Consider the following 24,398-nt stretch of genomic DNA (forward strand, 5'->3'; position numbering starts at 1 on the left):
TTTTACTTTTCTTGCTCGATTCTTTTTCTTCTAGCAGCTGTTAGAATAACAAGACTAATCCCGATCACAAGTATCAATCCACCAATTAACAACCAGTTATACGTAAATGTAGCAGTATTAGGAAGGTAATGCTCCTCTGACGTCACTTTATCCGTTTTGTTTTCTTCATTCTTCACTATCGGTTCTTCCTTTTTTTCTTGTGCTACCTGATTGGTCGATTCCATAAGATTTTCTGGTAAAAAAACAGCAAACTTCGCTAATCGGGTACTATCTACTGTAAGCCAGCTCTGGTCTATCACACCGCCCATTTCCTTCCAGGAAGAGGAGTTTTGATCCCAATGGTATATTTGATGATCTTGATCTGGGTCTTCTAGTAAAAAGGATAGTTGAAATAGCGATGTAACAGCTTGACCTTCTTGTTCAAATATTACCTCATACACATTTGTCTCCGCTTGCTCTGCTTTTTCAAGCTCGGATGCTTTAACTTTGTTCATATACAAGGTTAGCGACTTATCTGTCTGGAACGATTTCAAATCAAATTTCAAACGAACATCCGGTTTTATAATATGAACTTGACTATTTCTATCCTTTAACCTCTTCAACTGTTCTGGTGAAAAGACAACTTTTGTCTGGTCCTTTTCCACTGGTACATGTAACTCTAGCACTCCATTGTCAGCTAAATTATTGGTGGCTTCCTCTTGTAGAAAAAACCCATCCTTTTCTGATACAAGATCTGTCGTAATGAAGCTTGCTAATCTCGTTACATGTAACTCATATAGCTCTTTTGTGCCGTCTTCTGCCGTTACCTCGATCTGGAAAAAATTATCGCCCGGTGCTAGCTTCTGAACTTTTGTGAGATCTTTTTCTCCATTTATCGTAACCGTTGCGGAACTGGAATGAGCAATTGGAGAAAGGGTCAGTTCTTCGATTGTCTCTGCTACTTCTACCTCATATTTTTTTACATCAGGAGAAAAGCTTGGCGTAAGCTTTCCATTATCTAGCTTCAAATCTTCTAGGCTGGCATCTGAGCTCTTTCCCAGTTCATAAGCTGCTATCGTTCCACTAACTTCATGTGCAACTAATAAAACTGGATTCCCTGTTGGACTTTTCTCTCCAGGAATAAAGGTCAATCCCTCTGGTGCAATATCTCCACTATCCCTTGTTACCTCCATATCTAATGACTGAAAATTTCTTGTTGTAAAATAGGAATCAAAAGTTGGCGCATTTGGATTTGTTAAATCATACACCATGATGCCACCTTGACGCTCTAAACCGATGAAGGCATAATCTGTTCCATTAACACGCCCAGTGATGACACTTTCTGGTTCTACGCCTTTATCATCACTCCTCGATTCAAAGCTATCGTCATCATTATTCGAATGAAAATAGGTTGGGTTAAATTCGGCTATATATCGTTCAAACTCAGATCCACTATCATATACGAGTTCCAGCGTATCTGCACTCCATAAGGAAAAAGAGCGTCCGCCAAAGCCATAGATCGCTTCGTACTTACCAGTTTCATTCATTGGATGAGAAATAGAGGTTTTTAAACGACCAAGCTGCTCTTCTTCAAACAATCCATTTTCGACTAAGCTATCTAATTCCTTTTGTGTATAACCTTGATATAGGTCTCCACGAAGCTCATATTTATCCTGTAAATCCTTCACACGAGCTTCCTCTGAAAAAGCATCCCAATCCTGGGCATCCCCTTCATTTGCTGTTAGGATATAGGATTTTCCGTTTATTTCGATCAAATCCATTCCATCCGGCTGATAAAGGGATAGAACCGGCCAATTACGGATATTGACCTGATCATCTTTATCGGAACCATCTAATTGATTGGATGAAATAGAATAATCCTTATACCCAAGGCTTTTCACTGTAGTAAATTTTCCTGTTATTAGATTTAGCTTGGCCATGGCATTTGCTTCCTGTAAAACAATATAAGCATAATCACTTGTTGGCTCTACGACAATGTATTCTGGTTCAAGATCCTCCGCATATGTACTTTCAGGGTGTACCTTTCGAACATCCTCTTCCACTATTTGGTCAGAAAATCTTGCAGTAGTGACTTTTAGCTCCACACCCTTTTTCACTCCACCTGACACATCAATAATGCTTACAGAGCCTTCAGGGTTTACTGAATAATCATCACTCGGCTCTCCTTCATTAGCAACTAAAACCTTTTTTCCATCAGGGGTAATTGTGACCATATCTGGTAAAGCTCCAACTTCTACTGTTGTTAGGACATCACCGGATGTAGTCAAAAAAACAACATGGCCTGGATTTACTTTATTCACTGCAGGAACGCTTATCGCAATAAAGCGACCAGCTGGATCGTTTACCACGCTTGTAACATCACCGGCTTCAATCCCTAAATCACTTAAGGTAATCCTCTTTAGCAAAGGGATTTCCTTCTTACCTTCACCGAGTACAGACAAATCCATGATGTCTAATGATTTCTCAGAACCATTAACCGAAAAAGCATGTTTAGTTGTAGGATCATATGCCACTATTTCTGTTCCACCATCATCGATCGGGGCACCACTGTTATACCTTCCGATAAAATTAACCGCTAGCGACTGTTCCTTATCCGAATAATAACTTAATTCATTCTCTGCTGCATTTATCATGAGTGGCTTGAAAGTAAAGATAGTAAAAAACAGACAACTAACGATGAGAGCACGAAAGAATTTCAACATAAAAGCTCCACTCCTCTATTTCATATATCTCTACAATTTTAACGCTCGAAAATGAAGCTATTATGTAGAAAAAGTAAAATATTTGTAAAGAACAAGGAAATTCCTCATTCATCTACGCGAAAGATTATTCAAGATATTCATTTCATTCTCGACAAAATTAAATGATGGAATTATTTCCTGGGGAATATTGTCACAATACGTAGTTTATTTAGAAGAGGATGTATATTTCCTTTCTTTAAAACACATTATAATGTGTGAGACAGATTGGGAAGAAGAGGTGAAGAAATGGAGTTTTGGAGAGCAATCGGATTAAAATTGTTATTTACAGTTATTACCATATTGTCATTGCTTGCTATTTTTAGTGAAGCAAATCTACGTAGTATGATAGGAATCACCCTATTTGTTTTTGCTGTTTCCTTTTTAATTGGTGATTTAGTTATTCTACGAAAAGTAAGTAGTATCACGGCTACCATTATCGATTTTCCTCTCTATTTATTGCTATTATGGATCTCTTGTGACTTTTTCTTATTTGCTGATATATTAGAAACATACGGCATTCCACTAATGGGGGCCACTTTTTTGACAATACTTGAGCCATTTGTTCATATAAGATTACGTTATGCAGCAAGAAAATCTAAACCTAACTTTTCCAGCCAAGCTTACCTAACGGAGTCTAGTCAGGAAATTATAGAAAAAGATGAGGAAAATGACTAGAGGTCCTCATCTTTTTTTCTTATGGTATCCAGTTGGCAATTTGCTCGGCCCTCACTCTCCAGCCTTCTGGGAATCCATTTGTAGCAATCATCTTTGCTATTGGCTGAACTCCGGCCAAATATCTGCTTAACACTTCTAGCGATTTAAAAATAAAGTCCAGACCATGACTTTTCAAAACAAAGACAGAATAATAACTTAATAATGAGAAATGGCAAATGCAGGCATCACTGTAGCTAGGTAATCTCAAAGCCAGCAGTCTTGTCTTCACTGTCGGTGCCAATGTCAGCCCAATTTGCATGCTTATCTATTTTATCTAGAGTGTTTTGGACACTGTCCGGAAGATTAAATGTTTTAGTTGCAGCTACCAAAACATCAAGATCAGCATGTCCAACAATTTCAATTGCTGTAAATCATTAGGAAATACCACTAATACTCCATGTACCAAAAGTAGCTTGTAAACCTTTTACTTAAGCTGCCGTCAAATTCTGTGCGTTCTCTTTCGAAATACACTATTCCCATTTAACTCCTCTCTTTTATTCTTACTTACACTTAAAGGAAGTTACAATTCGAAAAAAACAACCATATGAGTTATTTTTTCTGGTAAAGTTTAGGTTTTACTATGCAGCAATTAATTTATATGAGCAAATGTAAAAAAGGTGCTACTATCAGAGGAATCGATAGACAAAAAAGGGATTTCAGATATTATTTAGCAAATAAAAACCTAATTTCATTTCTTTAAGATTGAAATTAGGTTTAGTATCTAATAGTAAATATGTAACTCTTTTAATCCCTTTTTTGAGAGAAACTCCTTAGACAGAACTTATAAATCAAAGTTAGTAAAAGAAGTGATAAGTGTAGTAATGGTGCTAAACTTAAAATTACTACCGCTGTTTGTTCGTGAAGCATCATATTCCTATTAATTATAATCTGAATCACTAGGGCTATTGTAATAAAACCTAGCATTATATAATGTAAGATTTTATTGTTAGATGAAAAATATGCAACAAAGATAAAAAAGGTAGAAATAAAATGAAGAATTTGAACTTGCAGAGCTTCTGTTGTTGTAAATGAAATAGGGATGTCAGATGATATAAATACCTGATATAAAAATACCAAAATACCTAAACAATATCCCACTACGAACAATACAGATGAGAAAGTAATATTTCGATCTGAATTCATATCATTACCTCCAACTTTTAAAATTTTTCTTCCGTATTTGGAATAAACGAGTAAATTGTAAACAGACAGGCTATATAAGAAAGCCTATATCTGTATAAATTCCTATTTTCCGTTCTATAGTAATTTTTAAAGAAGATCCTAACACACTCATCAATGCTGCAATAGTAGCACCAGAAAATATTAAAATACCAGTGTTTTTAGTCTCTCCAAATTTTAACCAGTCATTTACTCGGTCCCAAATAAACAATAACTCACTTCCAATATCCCCCATTAAATCCTCCATCTTTATAGTGACAATGTTATTATAACTGCAAAGGTATTATAAACATATCTGAAAACAAAAAATGTTCACCAGAGTATGATTCCTTTCATTAAAAGAAAAGTAAGGGCTTGCTTAACAATACTCAGCTTCCAAAATCCAGTTGATGGCATCATTACTTTTCTAGAGATTTCTCTATTTTATCATGGTAAACTGAAGCTGAAATATAAATGATTTTCTTAGTAAAAAGAAAGGGGAACATAAGTGGACCAGCACATTAACATATTAGTAGTAGAGGATGATAATGATATTAACCAGCTTTTATGCAAAATTATTAAAAAAAGCAGCTATTTCCCACAACCTGCTTATTCTGGTACAGAGGCAATGATCTATTTAGATAAGCAAAAATGGGATTTGGTACTGCTAGATTTAATGCTTCCAGGCATGAATGGAGAAGAAATCCTAGAAATCATGTTTAAGAGATCTATTCCTGTCATCATCATTTCAGCAAAAAATGAACAAAAGACAAAAATTAATAGTCTTCGAGCTGGTGCAGATGATTTTATTTCAAAGCCATTTGATGTAGAAGAAGTATCTGCCCGTATTGATTCACTATTACGAAGATATAGATATAGTCATAAAACAAATAGAAGAAGCAAGTTGATGTATAAAGATATCCAGATTGATTTAGATGCCAAATCAGTAATAGTGAATGATATTACTCTACCTTTGACAGTCCGTGAATATGCGATATTAACCCTTCTTTTGTCATCTCCCCAAAAGGTCTTTTCAAAATCGAATTTATTCGAAAGTGTATGGAACGAACCTTATCATGGGGATGATAATACAATAAATGTCCATATGAGTAATTTACGGCATAAGCTCAGTAAGGCGAATCCAGAAGAAGAATATATAGAAACTATTTGGGGAATGGGATATCGTCTGAAATCTTAAGGTTTTCTTAAGGTTTATCTTAAGCCTTTCTTATGGTTTAATGTTTATACTATTTTTAGTAGAGACAGGGAGGCTAATCAAGATGAATGAATACATTTTAAGAACCAACAAACTCTCCAAAAAGTACAAAAATCATTTCGCACTGAAGGATATTGATATTACGATCAGAAAAGGAGAAATTTATGGATTCATTGGTTTGAATGGTGCAGGAAAATCAACGATGTTACGGTTAGTAACTGGACTCACCTTTCCAACAAGTGGATCTATCGAGTTATTTGGAAACGATAATCCAAAATATTTAAGAAGTGCACAAAAAAGAATTGGTGCGATTATCGAAAATCCAGCCCTGTTCCCAAATATGACTGCTACTGAAAACTTGGAGGTCCAAAGACTTCAAAAAGGTGTTCCTGGAAAAGAGTGTATTTATCAAACATTAGAGCTTGTGGATCTTAAGGAGACTGGTAAGAAAAAGGTGAAGGACTTTTCCCTTGGAATGAAGCAGAGGCTTGGGCTTGGAATGGCATTATTAAGTGATCCAGAATTCTTAATTCTTGATGAACCAACTAATGGATTGGACCCTATGGGAATTGTTGAACTGAGAAGATTAATAAAGAAATTAAATCGCGAAAAAGGACTGACGGTTTTAATTTCAAGCCACATATTAAGTGAGCTCCATCAGTTAGCAACGAGTTTCTGTATCATCCATGACGGAAAACGGTTAGAAGAACTCTCCTCAGAAGAACTGGACGAAAAATGCAGACAGCATTTACGAATTAAAGTCGATCGCCCAGCTCTAGGGGCTACAGTATTGGAAAACACATTAGCCACGAACGATTTTGAGGTAATGCCAGATGGGTCCATTAAACTATACGCTTATCTTGAGGATGTCGTTACCGTTTCGCGTGCATTAACAAACAATGGGCTTGTAATACAGCATCTCTCACAAAATGGGGACAGTCTGGAAGGCTATTTTTCCATGCTTATAGGAGGGGGAGAGCATGACTAATTTAATCAGGGCCGAAATTTTCAAATTAGTACAAAGCAAAACGCTTTGGTTACTCATTATAATCATAACAGGATTAAGTACACTGTTACATTCTCTAGTGATAACAGACTGGTGGCAATTATCGGGAACAGAGTTTGATCGAGCACAATTAAGTGAACTAAATGCATTATCGGCTTTTACCTTACCATTACTGTTTAGCTTCATCGTCAGTGCATTAGCTGGTTTTCATGTCTCAACCGAGTTTTCACAAAGCGGTGTAATCAAAAACCAAATAATAAGTGGTCATCATAGAGCCTACATTTATATGGCGAAATATCTTGTTTTTTCACTTGGCTCTATTATCGTGACCATACTAATACCACTTTTGACAGCAATTATTTTAGTCTTACTATTTGGCCACGGGGACCTTATAAACCTTTCCAATTTCACGTATCTAGGAAGAGCATTTAGTTTATTTACATTACAATTTCTTTGTTTTACAGCAGTTGTGTTATGGATAGCTATTGGTACAGGAGATAGTGGACAAACCATTATTTTTACACTGTTATTATCCATTATAATGTTTATCATCGAAAAATTTCTAACCTATCCAGTTATTCAGCTGTTGTACGAGAATAGCTTCTTCTATCAATTTAGTGAAGTTTTCCACTATTCTATGACCACCGGTGAGATTCTAAAGTCGATTGTCATTGCCATCATATCACTAATTGTCATCCTTATCGGGGGAATGTTTGTTTTTAACCGAAAAGAAATCAAATAATGAAAGGTAAGCGGGTGGGAAGATGTTAGTTGTAACCATCATTATACTATGTGTAACTATTTATTTACTCAGTCGCTTCATTGCTTTTAAAAAAGAAGTGAAAAAGCTAACCAAACAGCTACAAATCTATCGTAATCGAAAAACTAATAAAAAAATCGATTTAGCCCTTTTCGATCAAGATATCGAAAACCTCGCATTCGAAATGAATAAGCTTATTGATTTGTACATGAACGAGTATAGAAAAAGAGTTCATTTTGAAAACGAGCAGCAACAGGCAATTGCGAATATGTCGCATGATTTACGAACACCATTAACTTCTATTTTAGGATACATTCAGATGGCTGAATCCAACAACGCTACAGATCTTGAAAAAAAAGAATGGTTAACCACCGCAAAAAATCGTGCCAAAAGATTGGAAGCATTGTTAAATGACTTTTTCGAGCTAAGCATTATCGAATCAAAGGACCATCTACTAGAAACAAAAACAATCAATTTGAGAAACCTTACCATTGATATCTTAATGAGCTTTTATGATCGTTTTAGTGAAAAAGGGATGGAACCCATCCTTCATTTGCCAAAACAGGATATATTCATTATCTCTGATGAAATAGCCGTTACGAGAGTGATGGAAAATCTAATTTCCAATGCCATAACCCACTCAGATGGCACTATTATGATTAGTTTAGAAGAAAAAGAATCAAACGTAAGATTACTAGTTATAAATGACGCCCCTTCATTAACGGATAAGGATATCGAGCGAATGTTTGACCGATTTTATATGGCAGATCAGTCCCGTTCAGGCAAAAACACTGGACTCGGCTTGTCGATTGCCAAAGCTTTAATGAAAAAAATGAATGGGACCATTTCTGGACGTTTAGATCAGGATCAGCTGTCAATCATCTGTGAATGGGAGTTAGCAAAGAATAAATGACCATGGGAGTGTACGATATGTGTAAGAAAATAGGTTTTCTTTTAATATTAATTATTTTGTGGAATCAACCTTTACTCGTTCTAGCGTCTGAGTCCTTCAATACATCAGAAGTGGATCAATATGTGACCAATTACCTTGAAAGAAATGGACTTCCTGGAGCTTCAATTGTAGTCGTAAAGGACGGTAAGCTAGTATACGAAAAAGGATATGGTCACGATTCTGATGGCAATCCCATCACAGAAAAGTCGTTGATGAGAATTGGTTCTGTTTCGAAAACATTTACAGCATTTGCTGTATTACAACTAGTGGAACAAGGTAAAATTCAGTTAGATGAGCCAGTAGTAAAATATCTATCAACGGTTAAACTCGATGATCCCAGATGGAAAGATGTAACGATACGACAGCTTTTAAGTCACACTTCAGGTCTACCGAATCCAACGATTGTCGCACCTGCTAATACGTTAAAGGAAGGTGTAAAACGGCTACAGGACTGGAAGCTTCAGTCAGATCCTGGAACGAAATATGCCTATAGCAATCCTAATTACTGGCTCCTAGCTTTTTTAGTAGAAAAAGTAAGTGGTATGGATTTTGTAGATTATCTTAACCAGCAAGTTTTCCAACCACTTGGGATGCATGATTCCTTTACAGCTATAAATTCTGGGGATTTTGTAAAAGGATTACCTAAAGGATATGTAACTGCTTACGGAACTGCCATACCTTGGAAAGAGCTTGAAAAAATGTTCATGGGGTCAGGAGGCGTAGTTTCTACAGCATCAGATATGGGAAAATGGCTATCGATGCATACGAACCAGGGGAAAAACCAAGCAGGAGAACAGCTATTATCACAAAAGCTATTAGATGAATCCTATTCCTCACAACCTAAGAGTGAGAAATATGGACTTGGCTGGTCCTTAAGTTCTTCCAATACAAAGCCTGCCCGTCTATCGCATAGTGGTGCGTTAACGACTTATCAAGCACAACAAGATATCGTGCCGAGTAGCGGTTACGCTGTAGCAGTTTTACTCAATAGCTTTACCCCTACACTTGAGCACGCTTATGAAATTAGTTCAGGAATTATTCAACTAACAGAGGAACAAAAACCAGAATTAAAAGCCCCTGTCCCAACAATTATTGACCTTTCAATCGGTTTCCTTACAGTGATTTGGTTAGTTCTGGGGATAAGAGGAGTTCTACGAAGCGGAAAATGGGTGGCTAAACGACAAGAACAACCGGCTTGGAGATTTTATGCAAGACTCACCCCTCAAATCGTTCCTGTTCTCGGGATTGGATGGTTGTTCTTTATTGTTCCAGCTTTACAAAATAATAGTTCAACCACAACCGACGCATTCGGCCTCTACCCTGCTGCCATGGTTCTATTATCGATCATTTTTATCACAGGATTGGCTGTTACCATATGGAGAGTGTTGTATAAGGTAAGGCAAAATAGGAGACTTTAACTTTCATGCAAGATAAATATAGATAATGGTCAAAAAAGAAAGAATGGTAGAATGAGGCTGGGACGAAAGAGTAAGTAAAGAAAGGAAAACCCGAACGTTAATATTTCTGCACGGATACCGCTCCGTCAAAATACTCCGCTTTCCGTGGGCACGTCTTCAGCTAACTTTGCAAAGAAAACCGCTTTGCAAAGTGGATCTTCAGCTCGTGCTGTTCCCACAGGAGTCTCCGTATTTTGACTACGCTAAAGTAGAATAATGTTCGATTATAGCGCTTGCTGTTTAGTTATGTCCCAGCCCCATTTTTTATATTTATTTCTCTGTCTTTCTTTGATAGAAGATATGCCATTTCTTTCACTTCTAATCATTATAGGTCTATAATATCATGAAACACTCTTGAATATTTAGGTTTATATAACTATAATAATAAGGGTGGCATACGCAATTAGTATGACTTAGAGAGTGAAAGCCTGGGTAAACAGTAATTTGTTATAATCATAATTACTTATTTGAAAGTGATTTTGATAAAAATAAAAAAAGGAGGACTAAATATGAAGAGAACAACAGAATTTGTTCTAGGATTAATAGGTGGCATTTTTGGCTTTATTGGTGCTATTTTAGCACTATTCGTTGGAGGAATCGATGCTGCATTCAGCAGTGATGGAACAAGTGAAATAACAGCCTTAGGTTGGCTAGCATTTTTCTTCTCTGCTTTAGCCATTGTTGGATCCGTTCTTGTTAAATCGAAGGCCAAAGCTGGTGGTATTTTATTAATAATATCTGCTATTGGAGGTATCATCAGTATTTCAATGTTCTACTTAGTTCCTGCTATTCTAATAATTATTGCAGGGTTTATGGGATTATTCAGAAAAGACAAACAAGAAAAAAAAGAATCAGTAGCATAAATTTTTGGGGGTAAAAGTACATTGAAAAAATTATTTCATATCGCAATGGTATTATTTTTTGTTTTTTTATTAACTGCATGTGGAGAATCAGAAATTGAAAAAGTAGATTCAAAAACAACTGATGAGTCTACTGAAGAAAATAGTAACGAAACTACGGAGAAGAAAGAAGCGCCAGAAACACAAAATCTCTCTATTGGTGATACTGTTGATTTTGATGGTGTAAAACTCACGTTAAATGAAGCAAGAATTGAACCAGGTGGAGAATTTGATCAGCCACAAAATGACCAATTTATTGTTGTTAATTTGACTGCTGAGAATACTACAGAGGAAGAACAGGTTATTTCATCCATCATAAACGTCGAGTTAAAAGATAGTGAGGGTTATGCATATAGTACCACCTTTCTGACAGAAGGGATAAAAGCACAGTTAGACGGATCAATTGAGCCAGGCGGTACTCTACGTGGTGAAATCCCGTTTGATGTCCCTACATCTGATACGTATGAATTACATTTCTCGAACCCATTTACTTCTGGTAAAGCAATTTGGAAGATACCTTCTGACCAATTAGTACAATAGTAACGAGGCGCACATCACGTGCGCGCTCGTGCTAGCAATATGCAAAAAATTATCTCACCTTCAATAGAATCTTCCCGATATTCTGATTCGCTTCCATTCTCTCATGGGCTTTCTGTACCTCTTCTATAGGAAATACCGTATCGATAATTGGTTGAATACGTCCATTTTCGAATAGTGGTAGGACCCTTGATGAAAAATCCTCTGACAGCTCTGCTTTGTATACATCACTACGAGGTGTTAGTAATGTCCCCGTTAGTTGAACTCGTTTTGCCATGATGTCCATAAGTCGAACCTTTTCCACAGTACTACCACCAAGCACACCAATTAAAACCCATCTTCCATCGACCGCAATGCTTTGGTAATTTCTCTCCCAATAGCTGGCTCCAATAAAATCTAAAATTAAGGAAACACCTTTTCCATCTGTCTCTTTTTTCACTTCTTCTTCAAAGTCTTGTTCCTTATAATTGATGGTAACGTCGGCTCCAAGCTCTCGACATACCTTTAATTTATTGGCAGATCCTGCTGTTACCAGCACCTGGGCCTTGCTTAACTGTTTGGCTAGTTGAATCGCAGCAGTTCCAACTCCGCTTCCCCCTGCATGGATAAGAACTGATTCGCTCGCTTGCAGCTTACCGATCCAATATAAGGTTTGGTATGCCGTTAAAAATACCTCAGGAATGGCCGCCGCCTCTTCAAAGGATAGGGAGTTAGGAATCTTGATCGCCCGTTTCGCTGGCATAATCGCATATTCCGCATAGGCTCCACCATTAACAAGTCCCATTACACGCTCTCCAATTGAAACCTGAGGATCAGAGGACTCCACGACAACTCCCGCTACCTCAATTCCTATAATAGGATTCGTCGCATAGCCTGATTTTCCCTCTCGTTGAAGTATATCTGTTCGATTAATGGCTGTTGCATGTACTTCAATTAATAGCTGATTTTCCTCTATTGTTGGCTTCGGTCTCTCTACATATGCTAGTTGATCAGCTCCCCCAGGATTTATCGCTACTACACCTTTCATTTATGGAACACTTCCTTCCAACATCCACTTATTGAAATATTTGCTTCACTTTTTCATAGCTTTCTAATGTGCCAATATCGATCCTTTTCCCTTCAAAAGTATATCCATAAACATCCTTTTGTCTAATAAGCCATGGGATAAAGTGACCAGGTGCATCTGGATTATTTCCTTCTTCTAGATATTGTTTAATGAGCGGGGTTGTCTCTTTTTTGTATAGATAAAAAGGTGGAGCCGCTAGACTTGATTTTGGTATTTTAGGCTTCTCTTCAAATGACAACACCTTTCCGCTTTGATCCACTTCGACAACCCCTGTATGCTGTAACTCTTTTAGGCTCCCCAATGAGTGAACAGTTATACAATCCGTTCCTTTAGCAAAAAAATAATCGATAAAATCGGTTAAAGCAAATTCGAATAAATTGTCCCCTGCTAAAATTAATAGATCATCATTGATTTCTTTTTCCTCTAATACGAATTGAAGATCTGCTATCGCACCTAAGCGGTTTTCATTAGAGGTTGTTTGATCATTGACGACTATAATTTTCTTTTTCCCATTATACCGATCTGCCCATGTTAAGAAATCTTGATAAAATCGAGCATTCGTGACAATGAACACTTCATCGATTAGTTGTACATCATCTATTTTATCGATAATGTAATCGATAATCGTTTTTTTCCCGATCTTTAGTAAAGGTTTTGCCGTATGCTTTGTGAGTGGATAAAGCCTTGTTGCATAACCGGCTGCTAATATAATTGCTTTCATCATTGTCACCCCTCTTCTACTTGCTCTATCAATCTTGCTCCATCACCAATTTCACAAAAATAAACCTTGTACTCATCTTTAAATTTTGGATGCTGTGTTGGATAGATCGTTTCGATCGCATGTTTGATTTGCTGCTTATATTTAGGATTAATGAATCCAATACAACAACCTCGATAGCCTGCTCCACTGAATCTTGCACCATAAACACCATTTAATTCCTTTAAAATTTGATAAATCGTAACGAGCTCTGGACAACCACATTCATATTGATCGATCGAGCTTTGACCTGAAGCAAACATTAGCTGACCAAATCGATGAATGTCCCCAGCTGACCAAGCCTTGATCCCTTCTATTACTCGTTCCTGTTCTGAATAGTAATGGTCCAATCTTTTTTGAAATCTACCAGGAACTTGATCTCGATATGTGTGATAAATTTGATCTGGAATATCACGAAGTTTAACCTCCGCAAGATTCGTTTGATTAAGCGTACCTAATTCCTGTAAAAGCCAACCACCAACCCGACATTCATCCACTCGATTATTGTAGTCTGTACTAATTAAAGACTTACTAACACCTGAATAGACAACGATCACCTCAAATTCAGGCATATCGTTAGGTCTATCCATTAACTGATGATTTCCCATTTTACAATCAACAGTCAAGAGATGCCCTTTCCTACTTAATAAATTCGCTGATTGATCAAGAATCCCATTTTTTAGCCCGATATAGCTCGTTTCTACATCATGACTATAGTAAACGAGGTCCTCCTTTTTTACCTTCAATTGATTCACATGACATAGTGCCAATAAATAGGCGGTAGTTACAGCAGCGGAGGAACTTAATCCTCCAATTGGTAGCCTGCCACTAATTACGGCACGAAAACCTGTCGTTAATTTCTGATCCTTGCTTAAGGCAAGCACTGCACCTCGTGCATAATTTCCCCAAGAGCCTGGTAGCATTTCCGGGACACGATCAATATGGAAATACTCTTCATCAGGAAAATCAGCACTTTGAATCCGAACATAACCATCATCACTTGCAGAAAAAACCATCTCTACATTTTCATCTAAAGCGAGTCCTGTCACGATACCGCCTTGATGATCCACATGTGCACCTAATGGACATATCCTTAATGGGGAAAGAACAGCGCTTAATGTGTCATCTCCATATACATCCTTATATAACTGTATTAACTCATGCATTTTTTATCCCTCTTTACTTTCCTTTGAGATGTGGAGAATCTGGCATTAGTTGCATGAATTCAATCCTATTCCCATCAGGATCTGTTGCCCAGCACTGGTAATTGTGATCGACACCTTTTGTAGGCTCCACATCTAATGGCCAGCCTTTCTTGTTCAAGTGATCCGCTATCTGTTGAATATCCTCCACCTCTAAGCATAGATGATGATAACCAGCAGCATTTTCTGGTTGAAGAGTGCCATCCTTCCCATGGTAGAAAAGCTCGATAAATTGCCGTTCACTAATTTTAAGATAGACAATCCAAGGTTCATCCTGTTCATTATGGAGTTCAAACGCTTTTTCCAGTCCTAGTACATCACAATAAAAGCTTAACGATCTTTCCATATCCCGCACAAAATAAGCTGTATGACCAATTCCCTTTATCACCATAGATTCCTCCTCTATTTTTAGCTAAATCGTATCATAACTGTCTTCATGACGCCATTGCTTTTTGCTTTAATGGGGACGACTAACAAATCTTAATCGTACTAGCAAGCCTAAATAGATGGCCATCGATGAGAAAATAGAAAATGCTGCAGTTAAATAAATATAATCATAATAAAATAAGAAAGCGATTTGTCCGAATACAATGGCGCCAATACCTACACCAAGATCAAAAAACGAGAAAAAAGTAGCATTTGCCATCCCTTTTCGATTGGTGCTTGCTTTATCAATCGCCCACGCTTGTAATGCTGGTTGAACGGTACCAAAGCCTAATCCATAAAGTGCTGCAGCTAAAAACAGGATGAAGGAATTGGGTAACCAAAATAACAATAGCATGGCGATAAGAATCAAGGAGGTTCCCGGTAGGAAAACGACGATATGTCCATAACGATCATATAATCTACCAGCGAAGGCTCTAGTAATCATTAAGAAAAGTGCATAAATAAGAAAGTAGACCTCAATGCCAGCAATACCCTCCTGCTCTGTATATAAAGGTAGATAAGAAGCAATCCCTCCAAATGCGGTTGTAATAAAAAATAATAGAATCGATGGCTGTAGGGCTGTCTTTTCAAAAAGATCAAATCTAGCTTTTTTTATCTTCTCACGGGATTCTACTTTTTTATATGTAATCTGAGTAGAGAGAATAAAGGCAATGATTCCAAGACTTGACGCGATTAAAAACAACACCGTAAAGGAGGTGACTCCATATAGGGACAGACCAAGAGCTGGACCGATAGCCAGTGCAATGTTACCAGATAAACCGAAATAGCCCATCCCTTCTCCTCTTCGCTTCTGTGGAATGAGATCTGTTGCAATAGTGCCAGTAGCTGTTGTCGAATAGCCCCAACCGATTCCTTGAACACAACGAATAAAAAATAACAGGATAACACTAGAAATAAAAGCAAATGAACCAACAGATAGAACAAATATCCCTAAGCCTAGCATGTACACAAATTTTCTCCCTACGGATTCTAGGGAATGCCCTGCATTCGGACGAAATAACAATGCTGAAAAGGTAAACACACCAGTAATAATTCCAATCATTTGATCATTTCCACCAAGGTGCTGCACAAATAAAGGAATGGTTGGTAGTGTCATCTGAAAGCCTAAAAATATAAAAAAATTTGCCATACAAATGAGGGCAAAATCCTTCGTCCATATTTTTTCTTTTTTTACTTCCTTTTCTAGAAGTTGCATTTATCTTACTCCTTTTTTTCGATACTCGAAATATATTTCTATTGTACAACAGATAGGTGGAAGTTAAAAACGAAAGGGCTTGCAAAAAAATCCCTGATAATTCCCTTAATTAACCATTGACATACCTAGCATCAAATGCTAAAGTTAAGCATATTAAAAATCTAATATTAAAGTAATTCACTCGGAATTATATACAAAATAACGTCTTATCAAGAGAGGTGGAGGGACTGGCCCTTAGAAGCCTCGGCAACCATTAAGTGGTATTTACTTAATACAGGTGCCAATTCCATCTAAGCTATGCTTAGAAAGATAAGAGAGCGGATCATGATGACCAAAGTCTCTCTATCTTTTATAGAGGGACTTTTTTTATTTCACTTAAAAGGAGTTAAAGACAATGGGGACTATTCTTCTCGACGGAAACCGAACACCTTTTGGAAAATGGAAGGGTGGATTGGCAAACTATTCAGCAACAGAATTAGGAGCTTCTGCCTTACATGCCTTAATTCAAAAAAATACAGAAGCACACCATCCAGATGGCGTCATTCTAGCACAAGTAATCCAAGCAGGAGCGGGGCAGAATCCCGCAAGGCAGGTTGCTTATCAAGCTGGCATCGATATTTCGACTCCAGCTATTACCTTAAATAATGTCTGTTTGGGGGGGCTTGCTTCGATTGCAGATGCTTCCAGAAGAATTCTGTTAAATGAAGGAGATTATTATGTGGTAGGTGGATTTGATTCGATGACAAATGCTCCTCATACCATTCCCGTTAGACTCGGTACAGGAATTGGGAACACGGAGTTAACAGACAGCCTATTACATGACGGTTTATGGTGTGCGCTAAGTGACCAGTCGATGGGTGTATTAACAGAGAAGCACAATCAAATCTATCAAATTAACCGCCAAGAGCAAGATGAATATGCTTTTCTATCTCAACAAAGAGCAGCTAGAGCTCAAACAGACAAATTGTTTCAAGCAGAAATTGCACCGATTGAGAATGTCTTAGCGAAAGATGAAGGCATCCGTGAGAATACTAGTCTTGAAAAGTTAGCGAGCCTCTCTTCTGCTTTTACGAAGAATGGAACGATTACAGCAGGCAATGCCTCCCAAATGACAGATGGGGCAAGCTTTGGAATCATCACCTCGGAGCAAAAGGCAAAAGAACTAGGGCAACAGCCACTTGCTAAAGTCATGGATTGGACAGAAATAGCAGGGCCTGACACGAGCTTACAAACAAAGCCAGCAAAAGCAATTGAGCAATTGCTCCAAAAAAACGATCTAACAATAGATGATATTGATTTGTTCGAAATCAATGAAGCATTTGCTAGTGTCGTGATTGCAAGCTGTCGTGAACTAAACATCGATTACAGTAAAGTGAATGTCAACGGTGGTGCTATCGCTATTGGACATCCACTAGGTGGCACTGGTCTTCGTCTCGTATTAACCCTTGCCCATGAATTAAAAAGACGTGGAGGTGGGCTTGGTATTGCTTCCCTTTGTGGTGGTGGTGGCCAAGGTGGCGCTATTTTAATAGAAGTATCCAATTAGAAAGGAGATTTTTTCATGAGTACCCGTTTGTTAAATCAATCCCCTTATTTGTGGGAACCAACAGAAGAACAAATCCAAGCTTCACATATACAAGCATTTGCCAAATTTTGTGGGCAGTCTCTTTTTCCTTATGATCGTTTCCATCGCTGGTCGATTTCCCATATCGGCGATTTTTGGTCCCATGTTTGGGATTATGCAAAAGTGATTGGAAATAAAGGAGAAACCATTTACACCCCTGCTGAGTCGATGGCAGACGCCACCTTCTTCTCAGAAGCGACACTTAACTTTACCGAAAATCTATTACGTGGACCGGATGAAAGAAAAGCTGTTTATGAGGCAAATGAGACTGGTGTCACACGTTCTGTCACAATGGGAGAGCTACGAACACTCGTCGCGAAAGCACAGAGAGGTTTAATCGATTTAGGTGTTCAAAAAGGAGATCGTGTCGCAGGTGTAACGACAAATAACCTTGATGGATTAGTGGCTGTACTTGCGACAGTTTCCATTGGTGCAATCTGGACGTCTTGTTCTCCAGACTTTGGTGTAAAAGGAATGGTGGACCGTATCGGACAAGTCAATCCGAAGCTTCTTATCACTGCCTTACATTATCAATATAAGCAAAAGTCTTATCAAATTTCAGAAAAGATCACAGATGTTTGTAACCAAATGAAAAGTATTGAAAAAATCGTGACCATTACAGGAAAACTTAACACAGTATCAGCAGAAACTATTTCGTGGGATCAATTGCTCGATAATCGTGCTACTAAACCTAAATACGAGTCATTTCCTTTTGATCAACCACTTTATATTCTCTATACATCTGGAACAACAGGTTTACCAAAAGCCATTGTTCATTCAACAGGCGGAACGTTATTACAGCATGTAAAGGAGCATCAATTACACAGTGATCTTCAACCTAATGATGTCCTATTTTGGTATTCCAACACTGCATGGATGATGTATCCATGGCTTATTTCTGGCTTAGCAAGTGATGCATCCATTTTATTATATGATGGCTCACCGATCACCAAAGAATCGCTCACCCATCTATGGGATATTGCCGAGGAAGTTGGATTAACTCATTTTGGCACAAGTCCTAAGTACTTAGATACCTTAATGCGTGCAGGTGTTCATCTTAAAGAAACCCATTCTTTACCCAGACTGAAAAGTATTCTTTCATGTGGTGCACCATTAGCAGCAGAGCAATATGATTGGATTTATGAAACGATCAAAGACGATCTATACCTTGCTTCAATATCTGGTGGAACAGAAATTATGGGCTGCTTCGTGATGGGAACAATCGCTCACCCGATTAAACGTGGTGAAATTACTTGTAAAGCACTCGGGATGGCAGTAGATGTTTTAGATGAGCGTGGTGCCTCTGTCTTTGCACAAAAGGGAGATTTAGTTTGTACACAGCCTTTTCCAAGCAAGCCGCTCACCTTCTATGGAGAAAATGGTGATCAACGCTATCGTGACAATTATTTTTCCAAGCGTCCTGGAATTTGGACACACGGAGATTTTGCGGAACAAACAATTGACCAAAGCTTTATTATTTATGGACGTGCAGATACGACCTTAAATCCTGGCGGTGTTCGGATAGGTACAGCAGAAATTTACAGAATTATCGAACAAATCGAACAAATTAAAGATTCCATCGTGTTTGGATTACCTTGTGAAAATGATGAGGAAATTGTCCTATGTATCGTAGCGGATGAATTAACGAAGGAATTCGCGCAAGAAATACGCCAGCAAATTCGTTCAAAGGCCTCCCCAAGACACGTACCGAAGCGAATTTTTCTAGTAGATGAAATTCCCTACACAATTAATGGAAAGAAAGTAGAAGGTGCTGCCAAAACAGAATCGATTGGGCAAGAAGTAAAAAATAAAGCATCACTAAGCAATCCTCATAGTTTACGACATTTTACGAGATTAACAGAAAAGGAGTGCTTCTAATGACGAAAAGACCAAAAGGTGCAATCATCGGTGTCGGCGAATTAAAGCCTACGAGATACTCTGAAGGAAAAACAACCCTTAGTCTCCTAACAGAAGCAGCTCTATTAGCGATAAAGGATGCTGGTATTTCGAAGGAGGATATTGACGGATTACTCGTTGGACCACAGGTTGGCGAAACACCTCAGCATGTACCAGCAACAGTCTCAGAATATATTGGGCTAGAACCAACGATGTCCAATACGGTGGATCTAGGTGGGGCAACAGGTGCTGGAATGGTATGGCGTGCTGCTGCAGCAATTGAAGCAGGAATGTGTGAAACCGTCCTTTGTGTGCTAGCTAACAAAAATGAAAAAGGTGAAGCATTGCGCTCTCCTAATAGAAATCCCATTCGAGAATTTGATGTTCCTTTTGGTGCATCAGGAGCTAATACCTCCTATGCCTTACTAAAGCGCCAGCACATGGAGGTTTATGGTTCGAAACAAGAAGATTTTGTCCAAATTGCCTATTGGGCAAGAAAAAACGCACAGCTTAACCCCAACGCCATTTTTTACGGAAAGCCATTGGAGGTAGAGGATATTTTAAATTCTCCTATTATCTCGGGCCCTCTCCATTTATTGGAAATTGTCATGCCTGTGGCAGGTGGTGCTGCTGTGATTGTTACCTCTGAGGAAAAAGCAAAAAAAGCAAAAAATAAACCTGTTTATCTAAAAGGTGCAGGAGAAAAAATTACACATCGAGCGGTGAGTCAGGCTCCAGCAATTGATGCTTTGCCGTTTAGTTACTGCATTCCACATGCATTAAAACAAGCAGAAATAGCGATCTCGGACATCGACCTTTTATCCTTATATGACTGCTACACAAGCGTTGTTGCGGTGACATTAGAAAGTACGGGGCTGTGTAAGCCAGGGGAATTCGGTGATTTTGTCCAAAAGCATAGCTTCGGTCATGATGGAGATTATCCTTTGAATACACACGGTGGTCAGCTCGGATTCGGACAAGCCGATTTAGCCGGAGGAATGTCTCATGTGATTGAAGCAGTTATTCAGCTTCGTGGTGAGGCAGCAAACAGGCAAATCGCTCATGCAAAAAGGGCACTCGTAACAGGAAATGGAGCAACATTAAGTGAAACAACGGCACTAGTGTTAGGAGGAGAACAATGAGTTCAGCACCAAATATATCATTACCAAAGCCTACGATTACCCCAATCAGTCAGCCTTTTTGGGATAATCTGAAGCAAAAGAAGCTAAGCCTTCAAGTGTGTCAGTCATGCGATAAGTGGATTTTTTACCCGCGTCACCATTGTCCATACTGCTTTGGGACTTCGCTTGTTTGGCGTGAAGCCTCAGGAAAAGCAAAAATCAAATCATGGAGTGTCGTACAACGAGCAGGACACCCTGCATGGCAGGAGAGAACCCCCTATGTAGTGGGAGTTGTCGCGCTAGAAGAAGGACCATCAATGCTAACTCATTTATGGGTAGACCAAAAGGATTTAGCATACCAAAAGGAAGTAGAGATTTCCTATGAAGAGATCAACCAACACGTATTACCATTTTTTAAGCCTCGCTCAATCGAATAGAAAGGAGGAAACCAATTGATTTTAACATACTTTATTTTCGTTGCTGGATTTTGGATTCTTGGATTAATTTTATGGAAGATTATTTATTCAAAGAAGGGAGAACAATAGATTATGCTTGCAAGCTCTAGTTTATTACTTTGGACTGTTATTATTTTATTAGTTGTTTATTTTGGTGTAGTTACATGGATTGGAAAAAGAGGTAGTGCTCATAGTAAATCAATGAATGGATTTGCAACAGCCAGAGGAAAGGTGAATCCTTGGCTTGTAGGGGCTAGTTTTGCCGCATCCTATTCTAGTGCAAATTTATTCATTGGTGTACCAGGCTTAGCTTATCAATATGGTACATCTGTGCTTTGGTATACACTTGGATGCTTCGGTGTTTCATGGGTGGCCCTATTGTTATTCACGAAGACCTTTTGGCGCTATGGCAAGAAATTCGGTCGAGTATCCACACTGCCTGAATGGCTCGGGAAACGATATAACTCGAGAGCACTACAAGTGCTTGTTACGATTTTAATCCTGTTTAATGTCTATTATATTGTAGGACAAAATGTCGGACTTGCTACCATCTTTGAAACAGTGATCGGCATCCCCTACTTCTGGGGAATTATTATAGGGGTAACGATTACGATTCTTTATATCGGTCTTGGTGGGGCTTATGCTCAAATGATTACAGATGGTATTCAAGGGATTTTAATGGCGATTACTTCCATTCTAATCGTTATCTCCCTGTTTTGGACTATAGGGGGAGGCCTTGGTGTATTTGGCAAATTAACGGATGGGCTGAATGCCATCGATCCGAATTTAACTGGTGCTGTTGGTGCAGATGGTCCTTACAATAGTGTGCTGGCCATCATGGCTGTTCAATTTTTACTATTTAGTTTTATTTTAATGCCACACTTATTAAACAAGGTGCTATCGATCGAGACAGAGGAGGAATTAGCTCCATTTACCCTATCTGCTGGTTTAGTGTTATGTGTTATTTCCACACTTATGGTCATTGGCGGGCTTGCAGCAAGAGTATTATTTCCCAACTTGGAAAGTGTCGATGCAGCCATCCCAGTCTATGTACTAGAATCATTCCCTAGTATTATTGCAGCAATTATGATCGTTGGGATTATATCGGCTATACTTTCTAGTACGGATAGTCTTTATTTAGGGGTGACGACTAGTATTGGGAATGACTTTTACCGTGTGCTAGCACCAATTCTTTCATCGAAAAAAATAGCTGAAAAGGAATTAGAAAGAAAATCACTAAATGTCGCGAAGGGATCCCTTATCTTTGTTGGGCTACTCTCCTTATATTTTTCCTTGGAGCGCCCAGATTCTCTATCCTTTCTAATACAGTTTAGTTTCTCAGCGATTATCTCTGGTATCATTGCACCAATCACCTTGGGCTACTTTTGGAAAAAGGCGAATAACTATGGAGCGATTGCTGCTCTCATTACTGGGGCCAGCTTATATGTTATCTTCACATCCTATGAAATCATTGGCAACATCTATCTAGCGATGTTCTTCAGTTCTGTAGCAGCCTTTGCTGTAATGGGAATCATTAGTGGATTAACGGCAAACGAAAGCCATGAGGATCTCGTCTTAAAAAAGACAATTTAATATATGCCCTAAGCGAAAAGAGTCGATTTATTCTGAGGCCACTGAAAAACTAACGTTTTAGTTTTATGGTGTCGGAAAAATATAAAGAAAAGGGGTCTGTCCGTTCAGAATTGAACGGACAGACCCCTTTTTTCCTTGCTTTTATTCCTTTGGTTCGTTCATTAGTTTGATAATTCGTTTCAAGTTCACGGTGAAAATCGACATTGCTCCCTGCATTTCCATGCCAACGAGACCCGAGGAAGATGCTACATCATACCCGTGTCTGTGTTTTAGTTCACTATTTTTCGCTTCAATTTTGTAACGTTCTTTTGCTTTTTCACGAAAATGAGGACTTTCCTGAAAGACTTGCTGCTCCATATGTTCGGAGGATTTAATTGTGACGGAGTAAGTCTTCGACTTCGCCCCCTCTTTATAACACCCATCCCGAAGCGGGCAGACCTTACACTTTTCCACATCAAAATAATAAGTATAACTTTGATTCGATGATTTCTTACCAGTACGTGCTTTCCGTATGGCCATATTTCCTGCCTTACAAACATACATGCCGGCATCCTTATTGAATTCAAACTCGTTTTCTTTCTGACGTACGCCTTGTGTAATGAGTGGATGTAGCTTTGACACTAATTCTAAATCATTTTGGTTTGCGTATTGGATATTGTATTTTTCCGAGTAAGCTGTATCTCCAATAACACACTTCACATTCATGCCTGTACTTTGCGTATTTTCAATTAATGTCTGTAGATATTTACCATCATTCTTTTCTCCAGTAGTGACAACCGCAGCTGTAATCACTCGTTCTTCACTCATAGCGATATGTGTTTTATATCCAAAAAAAGAGGTATCGGCCGATTTATGCCCTTTTCGGGCATCAAGATCATCGGAGGAAGGCAGGTTCTCTACGTGATCTTCCACTAGTTCTTTTAAGTAATTTAGCTTTTCTTTCACTTTCGGATAGCTGGATACGGCCTCTTCTTGGTCCAACACTTCAATAAGTTCCTTATTGTATTGAAGTTCATCAGCTAAATCCTCTGTAACGCTCTTCGAAGGAAACTTTTCTTTCAAACGTTCGTCCACCTGGTAAACAGCTTTACGCAGTAGCTTTGATTTTTCCCTCAGAAATTCGATCGGTGATTTCTGGTTAAAACGTGCTTTTGTATGGGTGGCATCAACGATGATGGAATTACTCGCAATAAGATCTTTTTCCAGAGCTAACTTCACGGATTTCTGAATTAACATGTCCAGTAACTTTGTATCCTTTAGTCGTAATTTCCGGAATTTGGTTAATGTGCTTGAATGAATAACTGGGTCTTCTGGTGCCATTTCTAAAAAATATTTGAAGGACATATCATATTTCGAACGCTCGACGACATCAACATCAGACAAATCGAAGATTGTCTTAAGTAATAGATATTTAAAAAGACGAATAGGAGGTACAGCGTTTCGACCGTTATCCAAACAATATTTATCTCTTAGTTCTTCTAAAATAAAAGAGAAGTCCACCAGTTCGTTTATTTGTCGAAGCATATTGTCTTTGGGTACTACCAAATCGTATATTGCCATGAAGGGACTAAGATTAAGCGACTGTTGATCAGAAATCATATG

The 24,398-nt window shown here is 38.4% G+C and carries 22 protein-coding genes and 1 riboswitch; of the genes, 13 read left to right on the plus strand and 9 right to left on the minus strand.

Annotated elements, in window-relative coordinates:
- Positions 1-2: 2 nt before the first annotated feature.
- A complete protein-coding gene (locus tag ACZ5N5_RS01140; protein ID WP_109983059.1) occupies positions 3-2,702 on the minus strand; it encodes a choice-of-anchor I family protein in 2,700 nt (899 codons plus the stop codon).
- Positions 2,703-2,987: 285 nt separating this feature from the next.
- On the opposite strand from ACZ5N5_RS01140, the gene ACZ5N5_RS01145 reads away from it, so the two are divergent.
- On the plus strand, positions 2,988-3,416 hold the full coding sequence (locus tag ACZ5N5_RS01145; RefSeq protein ID WP_054861059.1) for a DUF2512 family protein: 429 nt from the start codon (positions 2,988-2,990) through the stop codon (positions 3,414-3,416).
- Between the two features lie 19 nt (positions 3,417-3,435).
- On the opposite strand, the gene ACZ5N5_RS01150 is transcribed toward ACZ5N5_RS01145, so the two are convergent.
- Both ACZ5N5_RS01150 and ACZ5N5_RS01155 read right to left on the minus strand, forming a co-directional pair.
- On the minus strand, positions 3,436-3,663 hold the full coding sequence (locus tag ACZ5N5_RS01150; protein WP_464373091.1) for a hypothetical protein: 228 nt from the start codon (positions 3,661-3,663) through the stop codon (positions 3,436-3,438).
- Positions 3,664-4,668: 1,005 nt separating this feature from the next.
- On the minus strand, positions 4,669-4,869 hold the full coding sequence (locus ACZ5N5_RS01155; RefSeq protein WP_054788537.1) for a hypothetical protein: 201 nt from the start codon (positions 4,867-4,869) through the stop codon (positions 4,669-4,671).
- A 252-nt stretch (positions 4,870-5,121) separates the two neighbouring features.
- Between ACZ5N5_RS01155 and ACZ5N5_RS01160 the strand changes: the two genes are divergently transcribed.
- From ACZ5N5_RS01160 to ACZ5N5_RS01190, 7 genes are all read left to right on the plus strand, one after another.
- Positions 5,122-5,811: a response regulator transcription factor gene (locus ACZ5N5_RS01160; protein ID WP_109983060.1), complete on the plus strand. Its 690-nt coding sequence runs from the start codon at positions 5,122-5,124 to the stop codon at positions 5,809-5,811.
- A gap of 82 nt (positions 5,812-5,893) precedes the next feature.
- Positions 5,894-6,817, plus strand: coding sequence for an ATP-binding cassette domain-containing protein (locus ACZ5N5_RS01165; protein WP_464373092.1), 924 nt, complete (start codon positions 5,894-5,896; stop codon positions 6,815-6,817).
- Positions 6,810-7,577 (plus strand): ABC transporter permease, encoded by a 768-nt coding sequence (locus tag ACZ5N5_RS01170; RefSeq protein WP_464373093.1) that lies wholly within the window; start codon positions 6,810-6,812, stop codon positions 7,575-7,577. The genes ACZ5N5_RS01165 and ACZ5N5_RS01170 overlap by 8 nt, the downstream gene beginning before the upstream one ends.
- Before the next feature lie 22 nt (positions 7,578-7,599).
- Positions 7,600-8,508, plus strand: coding sequence for a sensor histidine kinase (locus ACZ5N5_RS01175; protein ID WP_464373094.1), 909 nt, complete (start codon positions 7,600-7,602; stop codon positions 8,506-8,508).
- Positions 8,509-8,525: 17 nt separating this feature from the next.
- On the plus strand, positions 8,526-9,965 hold the full coding sequence (locus tag ACZ5N5_RS01180) for a serine hydrolase domain-containing protein (RefSeq protein ID WP_277678099.1): 1,440 nt from the start codon (positions 8,526-8,528) through the stop codon (positions 9,963-9,965).
- 548 nt (positions 9,966-10,513) lie between these two features.
- Positions 10,514-10,867, plus strand: a complete 354-nt coding sequence (locus ACZ5N5_RS01185; RefSeq protein ID WP_054789255.1) for a DUF4064 domain-containing protein — start codon at positions 10,514-10,516, stop codon at positions 10,865-10,867.
- Between the two features lie 21 nt (positions 10,868-10,888).
- The gene (locus tag ACZ5N5_RS01190; RefSeq protein ID WP_464373095.1) at positions 10,889-11,443 is read left to right on the plus strand and encodes a DUF4352 domain-containing protein; all 555 of its coding nucleotides are present in this window, start codon (positions 10,889-10,891) and stop codon (positions 11,441-11,443) included.
- Between the two features lie 49 nt (positions 11,444-11,492).
- Here the strand turns inward: ACZ5N5_RS01190 and ACZ5N5_RS01195 are convergent, their stop codons facing one another.
- From ACZ5N5_RS01195 to ACZ5N5_RS01215, 5 genes are all read right to left on the minus strand, one after another.
- Positions 11,493-12,467, minus strand: coding sequence for an NAD(P)H-quinone oxidoreductase (locus tag ACZ5N5_RS01195; RefSeq protein WP_464367733.1), 975 nt, complete (start codon positions 12,465-12,467; stop codon positions 11,493-11,495).
- A gap of 28 nt (positions 12,468-12,495) precedes the next feature.
- Positions 12,496-13,227, minus strand: a complete 732-nt coding sequence (locus ACZ5N5_RS01200; protein ID WP_277678097.1) for a nucleotidyltransferase family protein — start codon at positions 13,225-13,227, stop codon at positions 12,496-12,498.
- A gap of 5 nt (positions 13,228-13,232) precedes the next feature.
- Positions 13,233-14,429, minus strand: a complete 1,197-nt coding sequence (locus tag ACZ5N5_RS01205; RefSeq protein ID WP_464373096.1) for a GHMP family kinase ATP-binding protein — start codon at positions 14,427-14,429, stop codon at positions 13,233-13,235.
- 13 nt (positions 14,430-14,442) lie between these two features.
- Complete coding sequence (locus ACZ5N5_RS01210) at positions 14,443-14,853, minus strand: VOC family protein (protein WP_054789261.1); 411 nt, start codon at positions 14,851-14,853, stop codon at positions 14,443-14,445.
- A 69-nt stretch (positions 14,854-14,922) separates the two neighbouring features.
- Positions 14,923-16,107 carry an MFS transporter gene (locus ACZ5N5_RS01215; protein WP_464373097.1) on the minus strand — a complete coding sequence of 395 codons (1,185 nt, stop codon included), beginning with the start codon at positions 16,105-16,107 and terminating at the stop codon, positions 14,923-14,925.
- 203 nt (positions 16,108-16,310) lie between these two features.
- A riboswitch (SAM riboswitch) is annotated at positions 16,311-16,423 on the plus strand.
- 78 nt (positions 16,424-16,501) lie between these two features.
- On the opposite strand from ACZ5N5_RS01215, the gene ACZ5N5_RS01220 reads away from it, so the two are divergent.
- The 5 genes from ACZ5N5_RS01220 (at position 16,502) to ACZ5N5_RS01240 (ending at position 22,796) form a co-directional block, all read left to right on the plus strand.
- The gene (locus ACZ5N5_RS01220) at positions 16,502-17,653 is read left to right on the plus strand and encodes an acetyl-CoA C-acyltransferase (protein WP_464373098.1); all 1,152 of its coding nucleotides are present in this window, start codon (positions 16,502-16,504) and stop codon (positions 17,651-17,653) included.
- Positions 17,654-17,668: 15 nt separating this feature from the next.
- On the plus strand, positions 17,669-19,609 hold the full coding sequence (locus ACZ5N5_RS01225; RefSeq protein ID WP_464373099.1) for an acetoacetate--CoA ligase: 1,941 nt from the start codon (positions 17,669-17,671) through the stop codon (positions 19,607-19,609).
- Positions 19,609-20,769 carry a thiolase family protein gene (locus ACZ5N5_RS01230; protein ID WP_464373100.1) on the plus strand — a complete coding sequence of 387 codons (1,161 nt, stop codon included), beginning with the start codon at positions 19,609-19,611 and terminating at the stop codon, positions 20,767-20,769. Before ACZ5N5_RS01225 ends, ACZ5N5_RS01230 begins: the two co-directional genes overlap by 1 nt.
- Positions 20,766-21,185, plus strand: coding sequence for a Zn-ribbon domain-containing OB-fold protein (locus ACZ5N5_RS01235; protein ID WP_109983069.1), 420 nt, complete (start codon positions 20,766-20,768; stop codon positions 21,183-21,185). Before ACZ5N5_RS01230 ends, ACZ5N5_RS01235 begins: the two co-directional genes overlap by 4 nt.
- Before the next feature lie 111 nt (positions 21,186-21,296).
- Positions 21,297-22,796 carry a sodium:solute symporter family protein gene (locus ACZ5N5_RS01240; RefSeq protein WP_109983070.1) on the plus strand — a complete coding sequence of 500 codons (1,500 nt, stop codon included), beginning with the start codon at positions 21,297-21,299 and terminating at the stop codon, positions 22,794-22,796.
- A 141-nt stretch (positions 22,797-22,937) separates the two neighbouring features.
- Here ACZ5N5_RS01240 and ACZ5N5_RS01245 read toward each other — a convergent pair whose 3' ends face one another.
- Positions 22,938-24,395 carry an IS1182 family transposase gene (locus tag ACZ5N5_RS01245; protein ID WP_464373101.1) on the minus strand — a complete coding sequence of 486 codons (1,458 nt, stop codon included), beginning with the start codon at positions 24,393-24,395 and terminating at the stop codon, positions 22,938-22,940.
- Positions 24,396-24,398 lie beyond the last annotated feature (3 nt).

The organism is Gracilibacillus sp. JCM 18966 (genome assembly GCF_055392695.1).

Bases quoted from the DNA above. Each gene is read 5' to 3' on its own strand.
- ACZ5N5_RS01140 (WP_109983059.1), bottom strand. From the start codon at position 2,702: ATGTTGAAATTCTTTCGTGCTCTCATCGTTAGTTGTCTGTTTTTTACT.
- ACZ5N5_RS01145 (WP_054861059.1), top strand. From the start codon at position 2,988: ATGGAGTTTTGGAGAGCAATCGGATTAAAATTGTTATTTACAGTTATT.
- ACZ5N5_RS01155 (WP_054788537.1), bottom strand. From the start codon at position 4,869: ATGGGGGATATTGGAAGTGAGTTATTGTTTATTTGGGACCGAGTAAAT.
- ACZ5N5_RS01165 (WP_464373092.1), top strand. From the start codon at position 5,894: ATGAATGAATACATTTTAAGAACCAACAAACTCTCCAAAAAGTACAAA.
- ACZ5N5_RS01170 (WP_464373093.1), top strand. From the start codon at position 6,810: ATGACTAATTTAATCAGGGCCGAAATTTTCAAATTAGTACAAAGCAAA.
- ACZ5N5_RS01175 (WP_464373094.1), top strand. From the start codon at position 7,600: ATGTTAGTTGTAACCATCATTATACTATGTGTAACTATTTATTTACTC.
- ACZ5N5_RS01180 (WP_277678099.1), top strand. From the start codon at position 8,526: ATGTGTAAGAAAATAGGTTTTCTTTTAATATTAATTATTTTGTGGAAT.
- ACZ5N5_RS01185 (WP_054789255.1), top strand. From the start codon at position 10,514: ATGAAGAGAACAACAGAATTTGTTCTAGGATTAATAGGTGGCATTTTT.
- ACZ5N5_RS01195 (WP_464367733.1), bottom strand. From the start codon at position 12,467: ATGAAAGGTGTAGTAGCGATAAATCCTGGGGGAGCTGATCAACTAGCA.
- ACZ5N5_RS01200 (WP_277678097.1), bottom strand. From the start codon at position 13,227: ATGAAAGCAATTATATTAGCAGCCGGTTATGCAACAAGGCTTTATCCA.
- ACZ5N5_RS01205 (WP_464373096.1), bottom strand. From the start codon at position 14,429: ATGCATGAGTTAATACAGTTATATAAGGATGTATATGGAGATGACACA.
- ACZ5N5_RS01215 (WP_464373097.1), bottom strand. From the start codon at position 16,107: ATGCAACTTCTAGAAAAGGAAGTAAAAAAAGAAAAAATATGGACGAAG.
- ACZ5N5_RS01220 (WP_464373098.1), top strand. From the start codon at position 16,502: ATGGGGACTATTCTTCTCGACGGAAACCGAACACCTTTTGGAAAATGG.
- ACZ5N5_RS01225 (WP_464373099.1), top strand. From the start codon at position 17,669: ATGAGTACCCGTTTGTTAAATCAATCCCCTTATTTGTGGGAACCAACA.
- ACZ5N5_RS01230 (WP_464373100.1), top strand. From the start codon at position 19,609: ATGACGAAAAGACCAAAAGGTGCAATCATCGGTGTCGGCGAATTAAAG.
- ACZ5N5_RS01235 (WP_109983069.1), top strand. From the start codon at position 20,766: ATGAGTTCAGCACCAAATATATCATTACCAAAGCCTACGATTACCCCA.
- ACZ5N5_RS01240 (WP_109983070.1), top strand. From the start codon at position 21,297: ATGCTTGCAAGCTCTAGTTTATTACTTTGGACTGTTATTATTTTATTA.
- ACZ5N5_RS01245 (WP_464373101.1), bottom strand. From the start codon at position 24,395: ATGATTTCTGATCAACAGTCGCTTAATCTTAGTCCCTTCATGGCAATA.